The 17,688-nt window shown below is 40.4% G+C and carries 16 protein-coding genes; 10 read left to right on the top strand and 6 right to left on the bottom strand.

Annotation, left to right across the window (positions count from 1 at the left end):
* The first annotated feature begins 12 nt into the window (after nucleotides 1-12).
* The 6 genes from BLR53_RS05125 to BLR53_RS05100 all read left to right on the top strand — a co-directional run bounded on the left by BLR53_RS05125 (nucleotide 13) and on the right by BLR53_RS05100 (nucleotide 5,804).
* The gene (locus BLR53_RS05125) at nucleotides 13-660 is read left to right on the top strand and encodes a YiiX/YebB-like N1pC/P60 family cysteine hydrolase (RefSeq protein ID WP_083332008.1); all 648 of its coding nucleotides are present in this window, start codon (nucleotides 13-15) and stop codon (nucleotides 658-660) included.
* 191 nt (nucleotides 661-851) lie between these two features.
* A complete protein-coding gene (locus BLR53_RS05120; protein WP_037438819.1) occupies nucleotides 852-1,628 on the top strand; it encodes an ROK family protein in 777 nt (258 codons plus the stop codon).
* Nucleotides 1,618-3,033: an NADP-dependent phosphogluconate dehydrogenase gene (gndA, locus tag BLR53_RS05115; RefSeq protein ID WP_074587752.1), complete on the top strand. Its 1,416-nt coding sequence runs from the start codon at nucleotides 1,618-1,620 to the stop codon at nucleotides 3,031-3,033. Before BLR53_RS05120 ends, gndA begins: the two co-directional genes overlap by 11 nt.
* A gap of 19 nt (nucleotides 3,034-3,052) precedes the next feature.
* Complete coding sequence (gene zwf, locus BLR53_RS05110) at nucleotides 3,053-4,567, top strand: glucose-6-phosphate dehydrogenase (protein WP_074587747.1); 1,515 nt, start codon at nucleotides 3,053-3,055, stop codon at nucleotides 4,565-4,567.
* Nucleotides 4,567-5,292 carry a 6-phosphogluconolactonase gene (gene pgl / locus BLR53_RS05105; RefSeq protein WP_074587744.1) on the top strand — a complete coding sequence of 242 codons (726 nt, stop codon included), beginning with the start codon at nucleotides 4,567-4,569 and terminating at the stop codon, nucleotides 5,290-5,292. Before zwf ends, pgl begins: the two co-directional genes overlap by 1 nt.
* 65 nt (nucleotides 5,293-5,357) lie before the next feature.
* Nucleotides 5,358-5,804, top strand: a complete 447-nt coding sequence (locus tag BLR53_RS05100) for a 3-hydroxyacyl-ACP dehydratase FabZ family protein (RefSeq protein ID WP_074587742.1) — start codon at nucleotides 5,358-5,360, stop codon at nucleotides 5,802-5,804.
* Between the two features lie 87 nt (nucleotides 5,805-5,891).
* On the opposite strand, the gene BLR53_RS05095 is transcribed toward BLR53_RS05100, so the two are convergent.
* The 3 genes from BLR53_RS05095 to BLR53_RS05085 all read right to left on the bottom strand — a co-directional run bounded on the left by BLR53_RS05095 (nucleotide 5,892) and on the right by BLR53_RS05085 (nucleotide 9,770).
* Nucleotides 5,892-6,773 carry a Ppx/GppA phosphatase family protein gene (locus tag BLR53_RS05095; RefSeq protein WP_074587741.1) on the bottom strand — a complete coding sequence of 294 codons (882 nt, stop codon included), beginning with the start codon at nucleotides 6,771-6,773 and terminating at the stop codon, nucleotides 5,892-5,894.
* A 5-nt stretch (nucleotides 6,774-6,778) separates the two neighbouring features.
* Nucleotides 6,779-8,836 carry a polyphosphate kinase 1 gene (gene ppk1, locus BLR53_RS05090; protein WP_037438829.1) on the bottom strand — a complete coding sequence of 686 codons (2,058 nt, stop codon included), beginning with the start codon at nucleotides 8,834-8,836 and terminating at the stop codon, nucleotides 6,779-6,781.
* Between the two features lie 235 nt (nucleotides 8,837-9,071).
* Complete coding sequence (locus tag BLR53_RS05085) at nucleotides 9,072-9,770, bottom strand: hypothetical protein (protein ID WP_143007827.1); 699 nt, start codon at nucleotides 9,768-9,770, stop codon at nucleotides 9,072-9,074.
* A gap of 72 nt (nucleotides 9,771-9,842) precedes the next feature.
* On the opposite strand from BLR53_RS05085, the gene BLR53_RS05080 reads away from it, so the two are divergent.
* Both BLR53_RS05080 and BLR53_RS05075 read left to right on the top strand, forming a co-directional pair.
* A complete protein-coding gene (locus BLR53_RS05080; protein WP_037438833.1) occupies nucleotides 9,843-10,334 on the top strand; it encodes a YajQ family cyclic di-GMP-binding protein in 492 nt (163 codons plus the stop codon).
* Between the two features lie 70 nt (nucleotides 10,335-10,404).
* The gene (locus tag BLR53_RS05075; protein WP_037438835.1) at nucleotides 10,405-10,854 is read left to right on the top strand and encodes a GNAT family N-acetyltransferase; all 450 of its coding nucleotides are present in this window, start codon (nucleotides 10,405-10,407) and stop codon (nucleotides 10,852-10,854) included.
* 36 nt (nucleotides 10,855-10,890) lie between these two features.
* Here the strand turns inward: BLR53_RS05075 and BLR53_RS05070 are convergent, their stop codons facing one another.
* From BLR53_RS05070 to BLR53_RS05060, 3 genes are all read right to left on the bottom strand, one after another.
* Nucleotides 10,891-11,868: a glycoside hydrolase family 43 protein gene (locus tag BLR53_RS05070; protein WP_037438837.1), complete on the bottom strand. Its 978-nt coding sequence runs from the start codon at nucleotides 11,866-11,868 to the stop codon at nucleotides 10,891-10,893.
* A 62-nt stretch (nucleotides 11,869-11,930) separates the two neighbouring features.
* Nucleotides 11,931-13,244: a hypothetical protein gene (locus BLR53_RS05065; RefSeq protein ID WP_037438839.1), complete on the bottom strand. Its 1,314-nt coding sequence runs from the start codon at nucleotides 13,242-13,244 to the stop codon at nucleotides 11,931-11,933.
* A 99-nt stretch (nucleotides 13,245-13,343) separates the two neighbouring features.
* Nucleotides 13,344-14,219 (bottom strand): mechanosensitive ion channel family protein, encoded by an 876-nt coding sequence (locus tag BLR53_RS05060; RefSeq protein ID WP_074588486.1) that lies wholly within the window; start codon nucleotides 14,217-14,219, stop codon nucleotides 13,344-13,346.
* A 153-nt stretch (nucleotides 14,220-14,372) separates the two neighbouring features.
* Here BLR53_RS05060 and rnr point away from each other — a divergent pair, with 153 nt between their 5' ends.
* Nucleotides 14,373-16,505, top strand: a complete 2,133-nt coding sequence (gene rnr, locus BLR53_RS05055; protein ID WP_037438841.1) for a ribonuclease R — start codon at nucleotides 14,373-14,375, stop codon at nucleotides 16,503-16,505.
* A 4-nt stretch (nucleotides 16,506-16,509) separates the two neighbouring features.
* A complete protein-coding gene (locus BLR53_RS05050; RefSeq protein WP_074587737.1) occupies nucleotides 16,510-17,667 on the top strand; it encodes a carboxypeptidase-like regulatory domain-containing protein in 1,158 nt (385 codons plus the stop codon).
* Nucleotides 17,668-17,688: the final 21 nt, after the last annotated feature.

Here is a 17,688-nt window from a genome sequence, read left to right as displayed (position 1 = left end):
TTCTATTACAAAATGATCTTCAGATCACCTATCTACCTGGTATTCGCCCTGCTGTTAATATTCAGCACAAACAAAGGTTCTGCTCAGGAAAAAACAATACTGAAAGAAGGGGATTTTCTTTTCCAGCAGATTTCGTGTGGTCCTTTATGTGATGCTATACTTGCGGTCACGTCCGGCTACCAGGGGCAAAAGTTTAATCATATGGGTATGGTAATTCTGCAGCAGGATAGCCTCATGATCGTAGAAGCAATTGGCAAAGATGTTCATCTAAGTTCTATATCTGACTTCCTGAAACGTTCTGCAAACCCAGTTTACACGGGCCGGTTAAAACAGGAATATCAGCGGCTCATCCCTGCGGCTGCCCATTTCTCACTGGACCAGTTAGGCACCCCATATGACGATGCTTTTCTTTATCAAAATGGTAAATATTATTGTTCTGAGTTGATTTATGATGCTTTTCTATCTGCAAATCGTGGTGAACCGGTCTTTGAGCTTCAGCCGATGACTTATAAGGTTCCTGGGTCTAATTCTTTCTTTCCTGTCTGGAAGGATTATTTCGACAACTTAAAACAACCTGTTCCTGAGGGACTTCCAGGTTGCAACCCTGGAGGAATATCGCTTTCTGATAAGATAGATATGGCAGGAAGGTATCAACCCTGACTGTATAAAGAAATCGTCATCTTATCATCAAATTAAATCTGCATACCGCCTGTACGGGCTTATCTCTGTTGCTAAATCTTTAATTCGGCAGGTTAATTCGAGAATTTAGCAGGTTTAAGGATTTATTATGGTTGGAAATTTGTTAATTTGGAATATTATATATTTGGAGCAATCCTCTTTAAACATGCTATATGTCCAACACAACAAAAGAACAAAGCACTACAAATATTTTATCTCTTGATATCGGCGGAACGAGCGTTAAAGCTTGCATACTGACAAAAGATGGCGAATTGTTCTCCGAATATACAAAACTGCCCACTCCAAAAGACGCGACTCCAGAGGATTTAATAGAAGTAATTTCTAAGCTTGTTGCAGATCTTACGCCTTTCAGCAAAATTGCTATTGGTTTTCCAGGATATGTTAAATGTGGAATCGTAAAAACGGGTGTCAATCTTGCCAAAAGTAAATGGCCGGACTATCCGCTGGCACAGACGATAAGTGATTTGTTTGATAAACCTGTACGTCTCATTAACGATGCCGATCAGCAAGCACTGGGTGTAGTAAAGGGTAAAGGTTTTGAAATTGTCCTGACATTAGGCACCGGTTTCGGCACCTCGCTTACTTACGACGGTGAATTGCTGCCCCATCTGGAGCTTGCCCATCTTCCGGTATCCAAGAACAAAGATTACGACGACTATATTGGTGATAAAGCCTTTGTTAAAGAAGGCGAAAAGAAATGGAATGAGAGGCTTCAGCGAATAATCGGAATCTATAAAACGGTTTTCAATTATGATGAGCTTTATCTGGGTGGCGGAAATGCCAAACATATAAACTTTGAACTGGATTCAAATATACACGTTGTCTCTAACAGGGACGGTATCAAAGGTGGCGCCAAATTATGGGACGCTTCTGAGAAATACCACATCTTTACCACTTATCCTAAATCACACACACAAAATGGAAAGTAAATATACATTAGGGATGATCGGCCTCGGTACAATGGGTCGTAACCTTTTATTAAATATGGCCGATAACGGCTTCGCGGTTACTGGCTACGACAAGGACCCAAAAATGATTACCAAACTTCGTGAAGACGGATCAAAGCATAACCTGGAAGCTTTTGCTTCACTGGAAGATTTTGTGCAGAGCCTGGAGTTACCAAGAAGAATTATGTTACTTGTTCCCGCTGGCCCAATTGTAGACAGTGTTATACAGGAACTTTCTCCCTTACTAACTAAAGGCGATATTATTATAGATAGTGGAAACTCCCATTTTACTGATACCAGCAGAAGAGCTTTAGAGCTTTCTGATAAAGGCCTGCATTTCTTTGGAATGGGGATTTCTGGCGGTGAAGAAGGTGCGAGATTCGGCCCGAGCATTATGCCTGGCGGCGATAAGACAGCTTATGGCGAAATGAAAGCGATTCTGGAAGCTGTTTCTGCAAAAGTAAACGGCGATCCTTGTGTTACTTATATTGGCCCTGGAGCTTCCGGGCACTTCGTTAAAATGGTACATAATGGAATTGAGTACGCTATGATGCAGCTACTCGCAGAAACCTATGACATTCTTAAAAACGCACTGGATTATTCAAATGAGGAAATCTACAGTGTGTTCGAAGAATGGAATAATGGCCGTCTGCAATCTTTCCTTCTTGAAGTTACCCGGGACATTTTCAAAGTTAAAGATCCAAAAACCGGTGGTTTCCTGCTGGATTATATCAAGGATGAAGCTAAGTCTAAAGGTACCGGAAAATGGACTTCGCAGGTTTCAATGGACCTGCAGTTACCAATTCCAACGATTAATGAAGCGGTTACTACACGTGATTTATCTAAATATAAAAAACTAAGGGTTCAATTAGCTGAAATCTATCCTGAACAAAAACCTACAGCTGAGAACAAGGCACAATTCATAATTGAGCTTGAACAGGCTTTATATTTCTCCGTTATTACATCTTACGCACAGGGACTGCATTTATTATGGCAGGCTTCGGCAACTTACGAATACGATCTGAACCTGCATGAAATTGCGAAGATCTGGCGTGGAGGCTGTATAATCCGTGCAGAATTACTCGAAGATATTTATCAGGCATACAGTACCCAGCCTGAACTGGAGCATCTGTATGCTGATGCTGGTATAGCAGCTAAAATGCAGGAAATTCTGCCAGGAATGAGGTCTGTGGTAAGTCATACCGTACAAACCGGACTGGCAACTCCTGCCTACTCTTCTGCCCTGGCTTATTTTGACAGTTTGCGTACTGCAAGAATGCCTTCAAACCTAATTCAGGCACAGAGGGATTTCTTCGGTGCACACCAATTTGAACGTACAGACGAAGAAGGTACATTCCATGCAATCTGGAATCCTGTTTTGTCTTAACCTATAAAAGATTATTCTAATGAAAACTAGTAAATGCCTCAACCCAACCATCTTTGTCATTTTCGGTGGCACTGGTGATCTGAATATGCGCAAACTTGCGCCTGCTATCTATAATTTATATGCTGATGGTTTTATGCCAAAGGATTATGCAATTATCGGTACCGCAAGAAAGAAGCTGACTGATGAGCAGTTTCGCAATACCATTATGGATGGTGTTAATCAATTTTCCAGAGCGGGTAAAGTTAAGCAGGCTAAATGGGATGAATTTGCACAGAATGTTTATTATAACTCTGTAGATGTATCTGCCCCTGAGACATTTCAGGTGCTAAAGACGAGTATTGAAAAGATTAAAAAGGAATACGGGCCTAAAACACAGGTAATTTATTACCTGGCAGTAGCACCTAATCTATTCCCTCTTATCGCGGAATGTCTGGCTAAGTACGACCTTGCTGGTAATGAAGACAATTGCCGTATTGTAATTGAAAAACCTTTCGGACATGATCTGGATTCTGCTAAAGAACTGAATAAATTACTGACTGGTATTTTTACAGAAAAACAAATCTATAGAATTGATCATTATCTGGGCAAAGAAACAGTTCAGAATATCATGGCATTCCGTTTTGCGAACTCATTCCTCGAGCCGCTTTGGAACAGAACATATATTGATCATGTTCAGATTTCTGTTACTGAGCAGCTAGGTGTTGGTGATCGTGGTGGATATTATGACGGCGCGGGTGCATTACGTGATATGATTCAAAATCATATCCTGCAATTACTTTGCTTAATTGGTATGGAAACACCCATCAATTTTGATGCAGATGAGATCCGGAATAAAAAGGTTGACGTGTTGAAAGCCATGCGCCCTTTTGGTCCTGAAGATATTAGAATGAGCACCGTAAGAGGTCAGTATTCAAAAGGATGGGTTGAAGGCAAAGAGGTTCCGGGTTACCGTTCAGAAAAGGATGTTGATGACCACTCAAACACAGAGACTTTTGCAGCTGCAAAATTCTTCGTGGATAACTGGCGCTGGCAGGGAATTCCGTTTTACGTGCGTACCGGTAAACGTCTTTTCCAAACTTCTTCACTGATTACAATTCAGTTTAAAGATGTCCCTCATCAGATCTTCCCGACTGGCGTAACTGAGCACTGGCAACAAAACAGATTGATCATAAGTATTCAGCCGGAAATGAGTATCCGTCTTCAGGTTCAGGCAAAAAGACCTGGACTGGATATGGTACTTAATCCTGTGGATATGGTTTTCGACTACAAAGGTACTTATGAGTCCCAGGCTCCTGAAGCGTACGAAACTTTATTACTTGACGTAATGATAGCCGATCAGACACAATTCATGCGTGCTGACCAGGTAGAAAGTGCATGGGAGTTATTAATGCCGGTAATCAATGCATGGGAAAGTAAAACTTCCCTGAGCTTCCCGAACTACCCTGCAGATTCATGGGGCCCCGAGGATGCTGAAGCACTGATTGCGAGAGATGGATTCCATTGGTTTACTTTACCCTTAAAAAATAAAGATTAATGAGTTTACTGATTTATAAAGCTAAAAACGAGTTAATACATGATCTTGCAGAGTATGTTATAGCGACAGCCAAAACTGCTTTAGAGCAGCAGAACTGTTTTAACTTCGTGTTAACCGGTGGCAATTCACCAAAAGACTTGTACCACTTACTTGCCACTACTTACCGCGAGACCATTGACTGGACTAAGGTCTATTTCTTTATCGGTGATGAACGTAATGTGCCACCAGGACATGAGAGTTACAACGGATTAATGGCCAGAAAGACTTTGTTGGATCCATTAAATATACCTGCAGAACATATCTTCTTTGTCGATACAACACTAGAGCCCGAGCAAGCTGCTGCTGACTATTATAAAGCAATCGCAGACCATTTTAACGGTTCAGATTTAAGTTTTGATCTTATACTTCTTGGCATGGGAGATGATGCACATACAGCATCGCTTTTCCCTGGAACAACCGCTTTAAAAAGCAAAGAAGTTGGCGTAGAAGCCGTATATGTCGAGAAACTGTCGACTTATAGGATCACATTCACTGCGCCTTTAATTAATAAGGCAAAAAACATTGCTTTCCTTGTTTTCGGAGAAGCTAAAGCGGAAGCGCTTAAACATGTAATTGAAGATACCGATAAGAACCCCGAGTTATATCCTTCACAGCTAATTATACCTATTGATGGGAAATTAACCTGGTTCCTTGATGATGAAGCAGCATCTTTACTAGACAGCTAATTATAACCTATAGCATTACAGCCCCGCAGATTCACTTGTGCGGGGCTTTTTTTAAATCTAATCACATGACAACACAGGACATTCTCAGTAAATTACCATACAGCAAACCATTTCTATTTGTAGATGAGCTACTCCAAATTGATGAGAACGGCTCAACAGGAACTTTCACTTACTCAAAAGACCTTGATTTTTATAAAGGGCATTTCAAGGATGCTCCTGTTACTCCCGGAGTAATTTTAACAGAGACTATGGCACAAATAGGCTTAGTGTGCCTGGGCATTTACCTTTATGGTCAACAGAATACGGAGATGAAGGCACATGTCATGCTCACATCAACAGCAATGGATTTCATGAAACCAGTTTTTCCAGGTGAAAAGGTAACAGTTATAGCCGAGAAGGTTTATTTCAGGTTTAAGAAACTGAATTGTAATGTGTTGATGAAAAACGAAGCCGGAGAAATCGTTTCGAAAGGAAATATATCTGGAATGGTGACCGCGAAGATGCAGGACTAGTATTTTAATAAACAAGGGTTGAATATTTATCTAATATTCAACCCTTGTTTTTAGAGCCCTCGCTCCCAATTGACCGGTTGTTTATTCTTAATCCAAATTCTCCGCGATCAGCAAATTAATTATACCATCTACCATACCCACTCTGGGCACATAAATCTGTTTGATTCCGGTCCACTTCATAATGGTTATAAAAATTTCACTGGCCGGAATAATAACGTCAGCCCGGTCTGGATTTAATCCATAGATCTGGATTCTTTCTTTCAGAGAAAGGATATTCAGTTGATTATAAATGGATTTGAGCTTTAGAAAACTCAAGGGGACACCGTCTTTTTCATTGGCCATCCGGTAGATCTTATTGATATTTCCACCTGTACCAATGCCTGCGAGGTTTTTATAATCACTGGTATGTTCCCTAAGCCATGCTTTCATTTCTTCCCAGGTCTCTTCCTTATCCTGATTATCCAGTATCCGGATAGTCCCAATATTAAAAGATTTGGATGCTACAGGAATCTTGTTAACAAAGACGGACAATTCAGTACTACCACCGCCAACATCTATATAAAGATAGTTTTTCCGAATATCCAGACTATCTTCGATATGATTCGCATAGATAATGTTTGCTTCACGCTGGCCTTCTATGATTTCAAGGTTCAAATCTGCTTTCTCCCGGATTATCTCTATGATTTCCGCCCCATTAGTAGCCTCCCGCATAGAGGACGTTGCACACGCGAGGTATGCAGATACCTGATATACCTCCATCAGGTTCTTAAATGCGATCATTGTTTTAACCAGATCTCCCGATTTTTTCTTCGAAATTTTTTGCTCCAGAAAAGCATCATCACCAAGACGAAGCGGGACCCGGACTAAAGTATTCTTTTTAAAGGAGTACCCATTTTCATTTTGCGTGATGTCAGCAATAAGCAGTCTTACTGCATTTGACCCCACATCAATCGCGGCGTATCTGAGCATATATTTTAATGATGTTTATTTTTTAAATAATTATAAGTCTGCACCTGTGCGCGTACTTTAGTAACTAACCGGTTTTTATGATACTTATTTGTATTCAACCGGTTGATATCTCTGGCTTTAACGTTATCCTGCAGCTGAAACTCTATAATATCTCTGATTTCCTGCCTAACTTCTTTGTCCAATACAGGAAAGCCAACTTCCACCCTATGCTCAAAATTTCTGCTCATCAGGTCAGCAGAAGAAAGAAACATCTCCTCCTTTCCATTGTTGCCGAATATAAATACACGTGCATGTTCGAGAAACTTATCTACGATACTGATTACGGTAATATTTTCGCTAAAACCTTTAATGCCAGGCACAAGACAGCAAATTCCTCTTACAATCAACCGTATTTTAACTCCTGCATTACTGGCGTCATATAATTTTGATACAATTCCCTCGTCTGCCAGGCTGTTCACTTTAAAAATAAGGTAGGCAGATTTACCCGATTTGGCTATACGTATTTCCCTGTCAATCAATTTGTAGAATTTACTTCTTGATTCTATAGGTGAAACAATTAGATGTTTAAACCCGGAAGCCACCGTCTTTTTATTCAGTGCAGCAAAGAGTTTTATCAGATCAGTTGTAATTTCCTTCTTAGCAGTAAAAATACTGTGGTCGCCGTAGAGTCTTGCCGTTTTCTCATTGAAGTTTCCTGTGGCAAGATTTGCATAATAGACAGCTCTGCCTTTTTCCATGCGGGTAACTAAACAGATCTTAGAATGAACTTTATAATCTGTTAAACCATAATTAACCTGTACTCCTTCCTCTTCCAGCTTACTCGTCCAATAAATATTGGCTTGTTCATCAAACCGTGCTTTAAGCTCTACCAGACAATTCACCTTCTTACCATTTTTCGCTGCATTGATTAACGCGTTAATAACTCTCGAGTTCTCAGCCAGGCGGTAAAGTGTAATATTTATAGCCGTTACCTGGGGATCAATAGCCGCTTCCCTCAAAAATAAAATGATATAATCGTAGGATTGATAAGGCAGGTTAATTAAATAATCACGCTCTTTAAGTTTATTAAAAATACTTTGGGTACGATGCAGACCTACAACCTTCAAAGGAACCTGTGGTGCATACTCCAGGCTTTTATCGCCTACATTCGGAAAGCGGATGAAGTCACCAAAACGATGATACCGGTTACCGGGAATTAAACTCTCGGCTTCTATTTTCAACTTGGAGATGAGTATCCCCAACATATCAAAAGGCATCTGTGTGTCGTACAGAAGGCGCATCGGTTTACCTTTCTTTCTTTTATCAAGACTGGCCTTTAACTCATCAATAAATTTCTCACTTATATTCTTGTCGATATCCAACTCAGCATCACGCGTGAGCTGAATTGTATAAGCATCCATTTCATCATAAGTGAACACATAAAAGATATCATCAAGACAATATTTTATAATGTCTTCTGCAAGAATAATAAATTTAAGTCCATTAGTTTCGGGTAAAACCAGGAATCTGGGCAAATCATTTGGTAGTTCGATTAGAGCGAACTTTTCTGTCTTTTTACCGCTCGTCTTCCTTAGACGCACAAAAAAGTATAAATTACGGTCCTTAAGTTCAGGGAAGCTCTTTTCGGGGTCTATCATAATAGGCACCAGATTAGATAGGATTTTATCGCGAAAATGCTCTTTAACAAATGCGCCCCGGGCTACATTTAACTGCGTATCATTCAGAATGAAGATTCTGTTCTGTGCCAGTTCATTGATTAATGTCGCCTGGAATAGTTGTTCGAACTTACGTTCTTGTTTAATAACAATATTTTTAATTTCATTCAAGACCTTCTTAGGATTAAACCCTAATAACTCTTTTGCTTTGTCATTCAGATCAGAAAGCCTGGACATTGTCGCGACTCTTACACGATAAAACTCTTCCAGGTTGGATGAAAAAATAGATAGGAATTTAATTCTTTCAATCAGGGGAACAGTTTCATCTGCGGCCTCCTGCAATACCCGTTCATTGAAATATAACCAGCTGATTTCTCTGTTTAAAAATGGGATCTTCTTCTTTGTCATGGGTTAACATCAATATTTCCTGGAAAACCGGATCAGATCAAATCTGCGGATTTACTGTTAATTCAATGTTAAGTAAACATTAGCAAACAATTACTTAACACGCAGATCCGGAACAATTTAATCAAGTTATATTAATAGCCATTCAATTGATCAGATCTGGCTTCACAGGAAGAACTGATCAAATTGAAATATTGGCATTAAGTAGAGAACGCTACAATCAGAAATACTTTATTGATTATTCTGACGTATCAGAAGACTCTGTCTTATCTGTTTTCGAAGAAGCCGACTTTCCAGCTGCAGCTGTTTTACGTACTGGCGTTTTTTGGGCAGTTGCATTGTCTTTTTTAACTGTATTTGCAGCTTTCGAGGAGCTAGCTGCTGTCGCTGACACAGCCTTGGAAACAGGTTGTTTACCTTTAGCAACAGCTTTAACTAGCGTACGCTTAACGGGTTCCACAGCCTCCGTAATTTTGTCTTTAGCGATTGCCGCCTCTTTCTTCAGTTTAGCTTTCTGCTTATTCAAAAGATCAGCAGCTTTAGCCTCTGATTCGATTACAGGCACTTCGACACTACGTGCAGTCGCCTTAGTTTTTCCGGCGGCTTTTTTAGCAACCTTATAAGTATTCTTAGAAACTTTATCTGCAACTGACTTTGTCTTTTTCAGCGATTTTGCCTTAGCCTTATTGACCTCGTTTTTCGCTTTTTTAACATCTTTCTTTACCTTTTTAACCTTAGGATCTGCTTTGATCTTTCTCGCTATTTTAGCCGCAGCATCCTTTGCTGTTCTGGAGATACTCGTACCTATTTTACCCGCGTCATGTCCCAAATGAATTACGACTTCAAGAATTTTCTGGGTCAAACTTTGTTCTAAATCTTTTTTAACTGCTTTTTTAGCAACTTTTTTTTGCACTTTTGACTGCTTGGTTTTCATCATCTGTATTTTAGCCTGAGGTTAAATCCAATATATAACTAAATTTAACATAATTTTTATTTTAAAGCTATAATCATGCCCACTTTTGATATTGTAAGTAAAATTGACGCGCAGACATTAGACAATGCGATGAACAACGCAAAGAAAGAAATTCTTAACCGTTATGACTTTTCAAGTTCTAATAGCACAGTTGACCATGATAAAAAAACTAATGTCATCACTATCGTAACTGAAGACGATATGCGTTTAAAAGCTATTCAGGATGCGATTATATCTCGTATGGTCAAACAAAATCTGGATCCGGAAAGCCTTGACTTTGGCAAAGAGCAATATGCGTCTGGAAATATGATCCGTAAAGAGATTAGTATTAAAGAAGGAATCGACAAAGAAACTGCAAAGAAAATAGTCGCGAAGATCAAAGCCAGCGGACTCAAGGTACAAGCCTCAGTTATGGATGATCAGCTGCGCGTACAAAGCAAAAGTATTGACGACCTTCAAAAAGTAATTACGCTTTGCAAAGGAGAAAACTTCGGACAGCCACTCCAGTATATCAACATGCGTAACTAACGATAATTAGACTTTTCTTTCCCTCAAAAGCACATCCTATAGATCAGAATGTGCCTTAAAATCTAATGCAATGGAAATAGCTGCAAACGGTTTTATTTTTTCAGATGATCCTGCCCGCATAGATATTGCTGCAGTGCATCATTATTTGAGCACCCAATCCTACTGGGCCAGAGAAATTCCTTTCGAAACCGTAATGCGTGCAATAGACGGGTCGCTATGTTTCGGCATTTATCAGGACAGTAAACAAATTGGATTTGCGCGTTGGATTACCGATAAAACCACATTTGCCTATTTGGCGGATGTATATACAGAAGAGGAATATCGTGGGAAAGGATTGATGAAACAATTGATGTCGCTTATGCTGTTTCATCCCGATCTCCAGAACTTACGCCGCTATCAGCTATCTACCCGTGATGCCCATGGACTTTACAGTCAGTTTGGTTTTAAGCCGCTAGAGACCCCTGATAACCAAATGGCGATAGTCATTTCAAACCCATACGAAAAAAGGGAAGACAATTAATTGTCTTCCCTTTTAATTAACGGAATCGCTATCCGGTTATAATTTCTGTGCAGCAACCCCTTCTTTAGTAATTACTACGGGGCGAATTAGTCCGTTCTCATCGAAAGACATTACATCGATACTGGTTTCTCTATGGTTACCATCGGTTTCAGTTAGTGGCCTGCGATGATAAACGATATACCAGAGATCCTTTTTCTCATTGTGAATAACAGAATGATGCCCTGCTCCCCTGGCAATTGCCGGATCTTGCTTTAAAATCTTTCCAATCCTTTTGAAAGGTCCCATGGGAGAATCCGATATTGCATAGGCCACAGAATAATCAGGCCCTGTCCAGCCCCCCTCAGACCACATAAAATAATACTTTCCGTTACGCATGAACATATATGGACCTTCCACATAGCTATCTGGAGTTATTTCTTTGTATGTTTCACCATCGGCGAAAGGAACCAGGGATTTAAAATCATCGCTGAGTTTGGCAATATTGCAATGTTTCCAGCCTCCGTAAATCAGGTAATATTGCCCGTCTTTATCTTTAAACACAAACTGGTCAATTGGCTGTGCACCATTATGAAATTTATCTACCAGTGGTTTTCCTATATGATCCTTATATGGACCTTCAGGACGTTTGGCAACAGCTACACCAATACCACCCGTTTCCTGATCACTTTGAATATCATTAGCACCGAAGAACAAAAAATAGTCTTTATCTTTTTTAACAATAGCAGGCGCCCAGACGGCCTTTTTAGCCCATTTAACACCGGCGGTATCCAGAATCCGCGGATGCTTTTTCCAATTTACCAGATCTTTGGAACTGAAAGCATCCAAAAAGACCTGATCCTTGTAAGGCGCAGAAAATGTTGGATATATCCAGTAAGTTTTGTCGAAAACGGCTGCATCAGGATCAGCGTACCAACCAGGAAAGACTGGGTTTCCACTGGACTTAACCTGTGCATGGACTGTAGAAGTTGAGACGGCAAACGCCATCGGCATCAGCAAAGCAATTATTTTTTTCATATCAAATTTGATTGAACTGAATCATCAGCACGATCTGAACGAATCAAATTTAAACAGATTCATCAGACCGTTTTAACGTCAGTTTCGCTATAGTCTTTAATGTCTGTAATATAGCCGTTCAAAATCAGGAAATCAAATAAAGGTTTAGCTTCGGGTGTTACCGGCATGTTTGCCGTAGTTATCACGCGTCCAGATTCTTTATCAAGAAAGGGATAAGCAAAAAGTTTTACATTTTTACTGAACATGTCGCTAACGTACGCCATTAGCTGGCTGGAATAACTACCACCAAAGTTGTGTGAATTAAAAACAAACTTCAGGTTGTTGATATTCGTAGAAATACCAACACTTTTAGGCTTACAGCGGTCAAAGTATTTAGCCAGTTTATTATGCCTTGCAAAGTTTGAAACAATAACCAGGTTACCGGTTCCGCACATCTCTTCCGCCCTTTTCGCCACGGCATGTAAATCAATAGCTTCCGGTTTTTCGTCGTCGGCAGTTAATACATTTGAAAGTAGGACTTCAATCAATACGCTCAGGTTATCTTTCTGTACATCTTCTGTTCTTCTAAACTGATCTACAGCCTTATTGAACATACTGAAGTTGGGCAATGATTTTTGCGCATATTTAGTCCGCAGGATCATAATGTCTTTTTTATATAAAAGATCTTTCGGCAGACAAGGATTCCCTCTGGAATCGAAAATGGCAGCGTCAGAAAAGTCCTTCACTATCAGATAAAGATTCAGCAAGATATTATTAATGGATTCAAACGCAGGCCCGTTTACAGAAATAAGGTCGATTTCAACAGAACCTATAGTCAGGTTATCTGCAAGAGATTCAATCATTCTTTTAGGATCCGCATAGTAATTAAACGCGGCATAGACCAGATTTACTCCAATTATACCTAGCACATTCTGTTGTAAAGCGGCATCAGTATCAAGCAAACGGACATGAAAAAATATTTCATTTGGCTCGCCCCCTGGTTCGGTCTGAAATTTAATTCCGATCCATCCATGAGGATCATTGGATTTATTGTAATTCAGTGTAGTTACGGTATCGGCAAAAGCAAAGAAGGTTCTGGATTTGTATTTTTCACCGGTTAGTCTTTCCCGGAGCAGATCGAATTCATGGTTTAACATTTTCTGTAACCGCGACTGACTCACGTAACGGCCACTTTCTTCGGCACCATAGATCGCATCACTAAAAGTCATGTCATAAGCAGACATCGTTTTAGCGACTGTTCCAGACGCTGCGCCAGCGGTGAAGAAATTCCGGGCCACTTCCTGCCCTGCGCCAATCTCCGCAAAAGTTCCGTAGATTTCGGGGCATAAATTAATGTTAAGGGCCTTTCGTTTCGTATCCAGAATTTCTCTTTCCATAGTACAAAAATAAGACAATGTAAAGAAAGTAAGGCCTGTTTTTTAGTATTAATACCACAAAAACCTAAAGAGAAACGATCTAAATACGCTGAATGACAATTACTGGGCGGGCAAAGATAAACGGATAATAGCTGTATTTAGAGCCCTGCGAATTTCTCTTTCTTTTATTTTGTCATATCTGTTAAGCAGTACCTGGACTTTGAAACGAACAGTATCCTTACCCACAGCAAGAGTTTTAATCGTCAGTCCGTCACGAACAATATAATCATCATAGCTTTTTACAGATGCAGACAATATTTCTTCCAGGTGCGCAGGCAAATAACCATAGGACAATGCCATTTCAAACTCGATACTCAGTTTTTTAATATTCTGTTTACTCTGATTAACGATTACAGAACTAAAAACTACAGAATTCGGTACCATGACCATATCATTATCTTCATTTTGCAGGATCACGTTGATTAAAGTGATATCCAGTATTTTACCCTCCGTATCATTGACACGGATATGATCTCCCAGGGACAGACGGTCTGAAAACATGATGATTAGCCCGTTGATCATATTATTGATATAATCTTTGAAAGTCACAGCAATGGCGGCAGCAACGATCGTTATGCTGGTCAGAAATTTAAGGGGGTCAGTACCCAGGAAGATCATCATTGCTACAATTCCAAAAACTGTATTCAGAATAGAGACTATCCGGTTAATTCCGAGAATAAAATTATCCTTGATATTAGGCGGTAGACCATGCTTTTTGATGTACCAGTAAATAATAACCTGTCGGATAAAGGAAACTGCCAGACTCGGTCCAAGGAAAATAACCAGTGCTTTTGCACTCACAGTCAACTTTGGATATTTGTCAGCAAATTCGGTGTACTCATTCAGCAGATAGATCAGTACGCATAGGATCAGCGTCTTCAAAGCAATCATTACCAGTTCATTTGTTCTTTTACGGCTTTTATCTTCTACAATCATAACATAGGTCAATATAGATCCCGTTAAATCTCCGTAAAATTGTGCGGTATTCAAATTTCAACCGGCAAAAGGGCGTCTACAACCAAATTAAAGGCTATTAACCCCCGGATAGTCAATACAATTTGTTACCTTCGGAATATTGACAATAATCCTATGGCAAAAAAAAAATCTTCTCAGATAAAGGTAGTATTAACGCAGTTAATCAGTGATGTTTTAGAGAATAGCAATAATGAAGCCCTGAACTACAAACAGGTTTCAGCCAAGCTGAATATAAAAGACGACGAATCAAGGGAGACCATTTTGGAAATCCTTAAAGAGGAAGCGCGCAGAGGCATCTTCAGTGAACCTCAAAAAGGTAAGTTCCGGTTAAAAGAACTCAAAACCTTCATAACTGGAAAAGTAGACCTGACTGCCGATGGCGCAGCATTTATCATTCCCGATGACGAATTCGAAAAAGATGTATTTGTTTCGGCCAGAAAACTACATAATGCATTGCATGGAGACAAAGTAAAGGTCTATATCTATGCCAAGAAAAGCGGGCGGAAAAACGAAGGAGAGGTAGTTGAAATTATAGAACGTCTGAGAACGGACTTCATAGGAGTTATTAAAATATCAGACCGTTTTGCGTTCGTTACAGTAGACGACAAAAAGATGCAGCACGATATTTTCATTCCCCTGACCGACCTCGCGGGCGCTAAAAGTGGGCAGAAGGTACAGGTATCGATTACAGACTGGCCGGAAGCGGCGAAGAACCCAATTGGTAAGATTATCAACATTCTGGGTACACAGGGAGAGAACAACACGGAGATGAATGCTATTCTTGCCCAGTATGGATTCCCACTTTCATTCCCAAAAGAAGTCGAAACAGAAGCAGAAGCCATTCCTGAAACGTTGAGTCCTGAAGACTTGAAAGACAGGCGGGATTTTAGAGAAACGCTCACCTTCACAATTGACCCGGCAGATGCCAAAGACTTTGATGATGCCATTTCCTTTAAAAAACTGGAAAACGGTAATTATGAAATCGGTATACATATCGCAGATGTGTCACACTACGTAACGCCTCAATCTGCTTTAGACAAAGAAGCTTACAGCCGTGCGACCTCAGTTTATCTGGTTGACAGGGTTATTCCAATGCTACCGGAAAAATTAAGCAACGGAGTTTGTTCCCTCAGACCTAATGAAGACAAACTGTGTTTTGCAGCAGTCTTTGAACTGGATGAAAACGCCAATATACTAAACGAATGGTTTGGCAGGACAGCCATACATTCAGACAGGCGTTTTAGTTATGAAGAAGCTCAGGAAGTTATAGAGAATAAAGCAGGAGACCATGCAGAAGAGATTCTGAAACTAAACGAACTCGCTTATATTCTGAGAGACCGTAAGTTCAAAAACGGAGCGATCAGTTTTGAAAGCACTGAGGTAAAATTCAAATTAGATGAGACAGGAAAACCCGTAGGCGTTTACGTAAAGGAACGTAAAGATGCGCACAAACTGATCGAAGATTTCATGTTGCTGGCGAATAAGAAGGTAGCAGAGTTTATTGCTAAAAAAGGAAAAGGCAAGAGCAAATACACGTTTATATACCGTTCACATGATTCTCCGAACCTGGAAAACCTGGGTAATTTCGCGTTGTTTGCTGCCAGATTCGGTTACAAGATAAATACTAAAACAGATAAAGACATTGCCAAATCGCTAAACTTCCTGATGGAAGATGTCGAAGGCAAAAAAGAACAAAATGTATTAACACAGCTGGCTATCCGCTCTATGGCGAAAGCAGTTTACACCACGAAAAAGACAAGTCATTACGGATTGGCTTTTGATCATTACACGCACTTCACCTCTCCTATCAGGCGTTACCCGGACGTGATGGTACACCGCCTGCTAGCTGCGTACCTGAACGGAGAACGTTCCGCCAATGAAGAGGAATATGAAATTGCGGCTTCTCATTCCTCAGCGATGGAAAAACGCGCCGCAGATGCCGAACGTGCTTCGATTAAGTACAAGCAGGTTGAATATCTGGAGGAAAATATAGGCAGCACCTATCGCGGATTAATTTCTGGTGTTACGGAGTGGGGAATGTATGTCGAACTGCTGGAGAACAAGTGTGAAGGAATGATCCGCCTGAAAGATATAGCTGATGACTTCTATGTTCTGGACGAAAAAAACTACTGTATAGTGGGACAGCGCAAAAAGAAAAAATATCAATTAGGAGATGAAGTTAACGTCAAGGTGAAAAGAGTAGACCTGTCTAAAAGACAGATTGATTTTACCCTGCTTCAGGACTAAATTTATGACTTTACCCAAATTCCTTTGTTTTCTGATTATTTGCTGTGCATCCGAAGTCTGCGCCCAGCAAATAATCGGCGGACATGTAACGGATGCCGAAACAGGAAAGCCAATTGCCTTTTCGACGGTTACTGCCGCAGCTTCTTTGCAAACATTAAGTAATGAAACAGGTGAATTTGAACTGAGCTTGTCTAACCTGCCCATCACACTGCAGGTATCTCATCTGGGTTATCAGACCAGAACGCTGACGATAGAAAAACAATCATCAGCTGTAAACATCCAGCTTATCCCCAAAACCTTTGAACTTCCGGAAGCAAAAGTTGGCAACCCAGCGCTTGCTATTATACAGGAGGCTGCAAAAAAAGCAATGGAAAACTACAAAAAGACTTTTCCCGGAAAAGCTTTTCTACGGCAGACTGCTTATCAGGCGGGAAAGCCTGCCTATCTGCAGGAGATCTGGTTTGACGCGAGCTGGACAGCTTATGGGCTTTTAAAATGGAACCCAACAGAAAGCAGGCGGCTTGCTGCCGGCAAAGGAATTAACTATACTAATTTCAGCTTCAGCACCCTGATCTTCTCCGGATACCTCCCCAATAACCTGCTGCTTAAACCACTGCGTAAAAGTGCCGATTCACTCTATACATTTAAGCTAACCGGAACCACAGAAAAAGATGGTCAGGAGATAGCCAGAATCAATTGTATTCCCCGTACCGGTGTTAAGGACGTCCGCTTCGAAGGAGATTATTATATCAATACGGTAACTAACGATATTGTGATGATAGACGGCATAATCAGGGACATGAAATTTACCAGTTCCGGCCCTATGTCAATTAAGAACAAGGAAACCAGGTTTTCGGCACAATTCCATTTGAATGACCAGGGAGATAACGTACTGGAATATGCAACCTTCAGCCTGATCAACAGATTAAAGGTAATGGGTTTTGGCACTCAGGATACAGAACTTTACAACACGTTATTCCTAACGACATTACCTAATACATTTCCTGCCGCGGCACTCGAAGACGTGAGACCAGACATTAATGATCAGTCCCTTATCCGTTCAATGCATACAGACCCGGAGTTCTGGCAAAAAAATCCAGGAATTATCCGCACAGTAAAGGAGCAGGAAGCCATTAAAGAATTAGAAAGAATACCCAGATAAAAAGCAATACACAGATAAGCA

The organism is Pedobacter antarcticus (assembly GCF_900103515.1).
GTDB classification, from domain to species: Bacteria; Bacteroidota; Bacteroidia; order Sphingobacteriales; family Sphingobacteriaceae; genus Pedobacter; species Pedobacter antarcticus.
Note: the sequence above shows the minus strand (reverse complement) of the source record. Positions and strands in the feature narration are given on the sequence as shown.

Excerpts from the sequence above, each read along its gene's own strand:
- BLR53_RS05125 (WP_083332008.1), top strand. The coding sequence starts at position 13 with ATGATCTTCAGATCACCTATCTACCTGGTATTCGCCCTGCTGTTAATA.
- BLR53_RS05120 (WP_037438819.1), top strand. The coding sequence starts at position 852 with ATGTCCAACACAACAAAAGAACAAAGCACTACAAATATTTTATCTCTT.
- gndA (WP_074587752.1), top strand. The coding sequence starts at position 1,618 with ATGGAAAGTAAATATACATTAGGGATGATCGGCCTCGGTACAATGGGT.
- zwf (WP_074587747.1), top strand. The coding sequence starts at position 3,053 with ATGAAAACTAGTAAATGCCTCAACCCAACCATCTTTGTCATTTTCGGT.
- pgl (WP_074587744.1), top strand. The coding sequence starts at position 4,567 with ATGAGTTTACTGATTTATAAAGCTAAAAACGAGTTAATACATGATCTT.
- BLR53_RS05100 (WP_074587742.1), top strand. The coding sequence starts at position 5,358 with ATGACAACACAGGACATTCTCAGTAAATTACCATACAGCAAACCATTT.
- BLR53_RS05095 (WP_074587741.1), bottom strand. The coding sequence starts at position 6,773 with ATGCTCAGATACGCCGCGATTGATGTGGGGTCAAATGCAGTAAGACTG.
- ppk1 (WP_037438829.1), bottom strand. The coding sequence starts at position 8,836 with ATGACAAAGAAGAAGATCCCATTTTTAAACAGAGAAATCAGCTGGTTA.
- BLR53_RS05085 (WP_143007827.1), bottom strand. The coding sequence starts at position 9,770 with ATGATGAAAACCAAGCAGTCAAAAGTGCAAAAAAAAGTTGCTAAAAAA.
- BLR53_RS05080 (WP_037438833.1), top strand. The coding sequence starts at position 9,843 with ATGCCCACTTTTGATATTGTAAGTAAAATTGACGCGCAGACATTAGAC.
- BLR53_RS05075 (WP_037438835.1), top strand. The coding sequence starts at position 10,405 with ATGGAAATAGCTGCAAACGGTTTTATTTTTTCAGATGATCCTGCCCGC.
- BLR53_RS05070 (WP_037438837.1), bottom strand. The coding sequence starts at position 11,868 with ATGAAAAAAATAATTGCTTTGCTGATGCCGATGGCGTTTGCCGTCTCA.
- BLR53_RS05065 (WP_037438839.1), bottom strand. The coding sequence starts at position 13,244 with ATGGAAAGAGAAATTCTGGATACGAAACGAAAGGCCCTTAACATTAAT.
- BLR53_RS05060 (WP_074588486.1), bottom strand. The coding sequence starts at position 14,219 with ATGATTGTAGAAGATAAAAGCCGTAAAAGAACAAATGAACTGGTAATG.
- rnr (WP_037438841.1), top strand. The coding sequence starts at position 14,373 with ATGGCAAAAAAAAAATCTTCTCAGATAAAGGTAGTATTAACGCAGTTA.
- BLR53_RS05050 (WP_074587737.1), top strand. The coding sequence starts at position 16,510 with ATGACTTTACCCAAATTCCTTTGTTTTCTGATTATTTGCTGTGCATCC.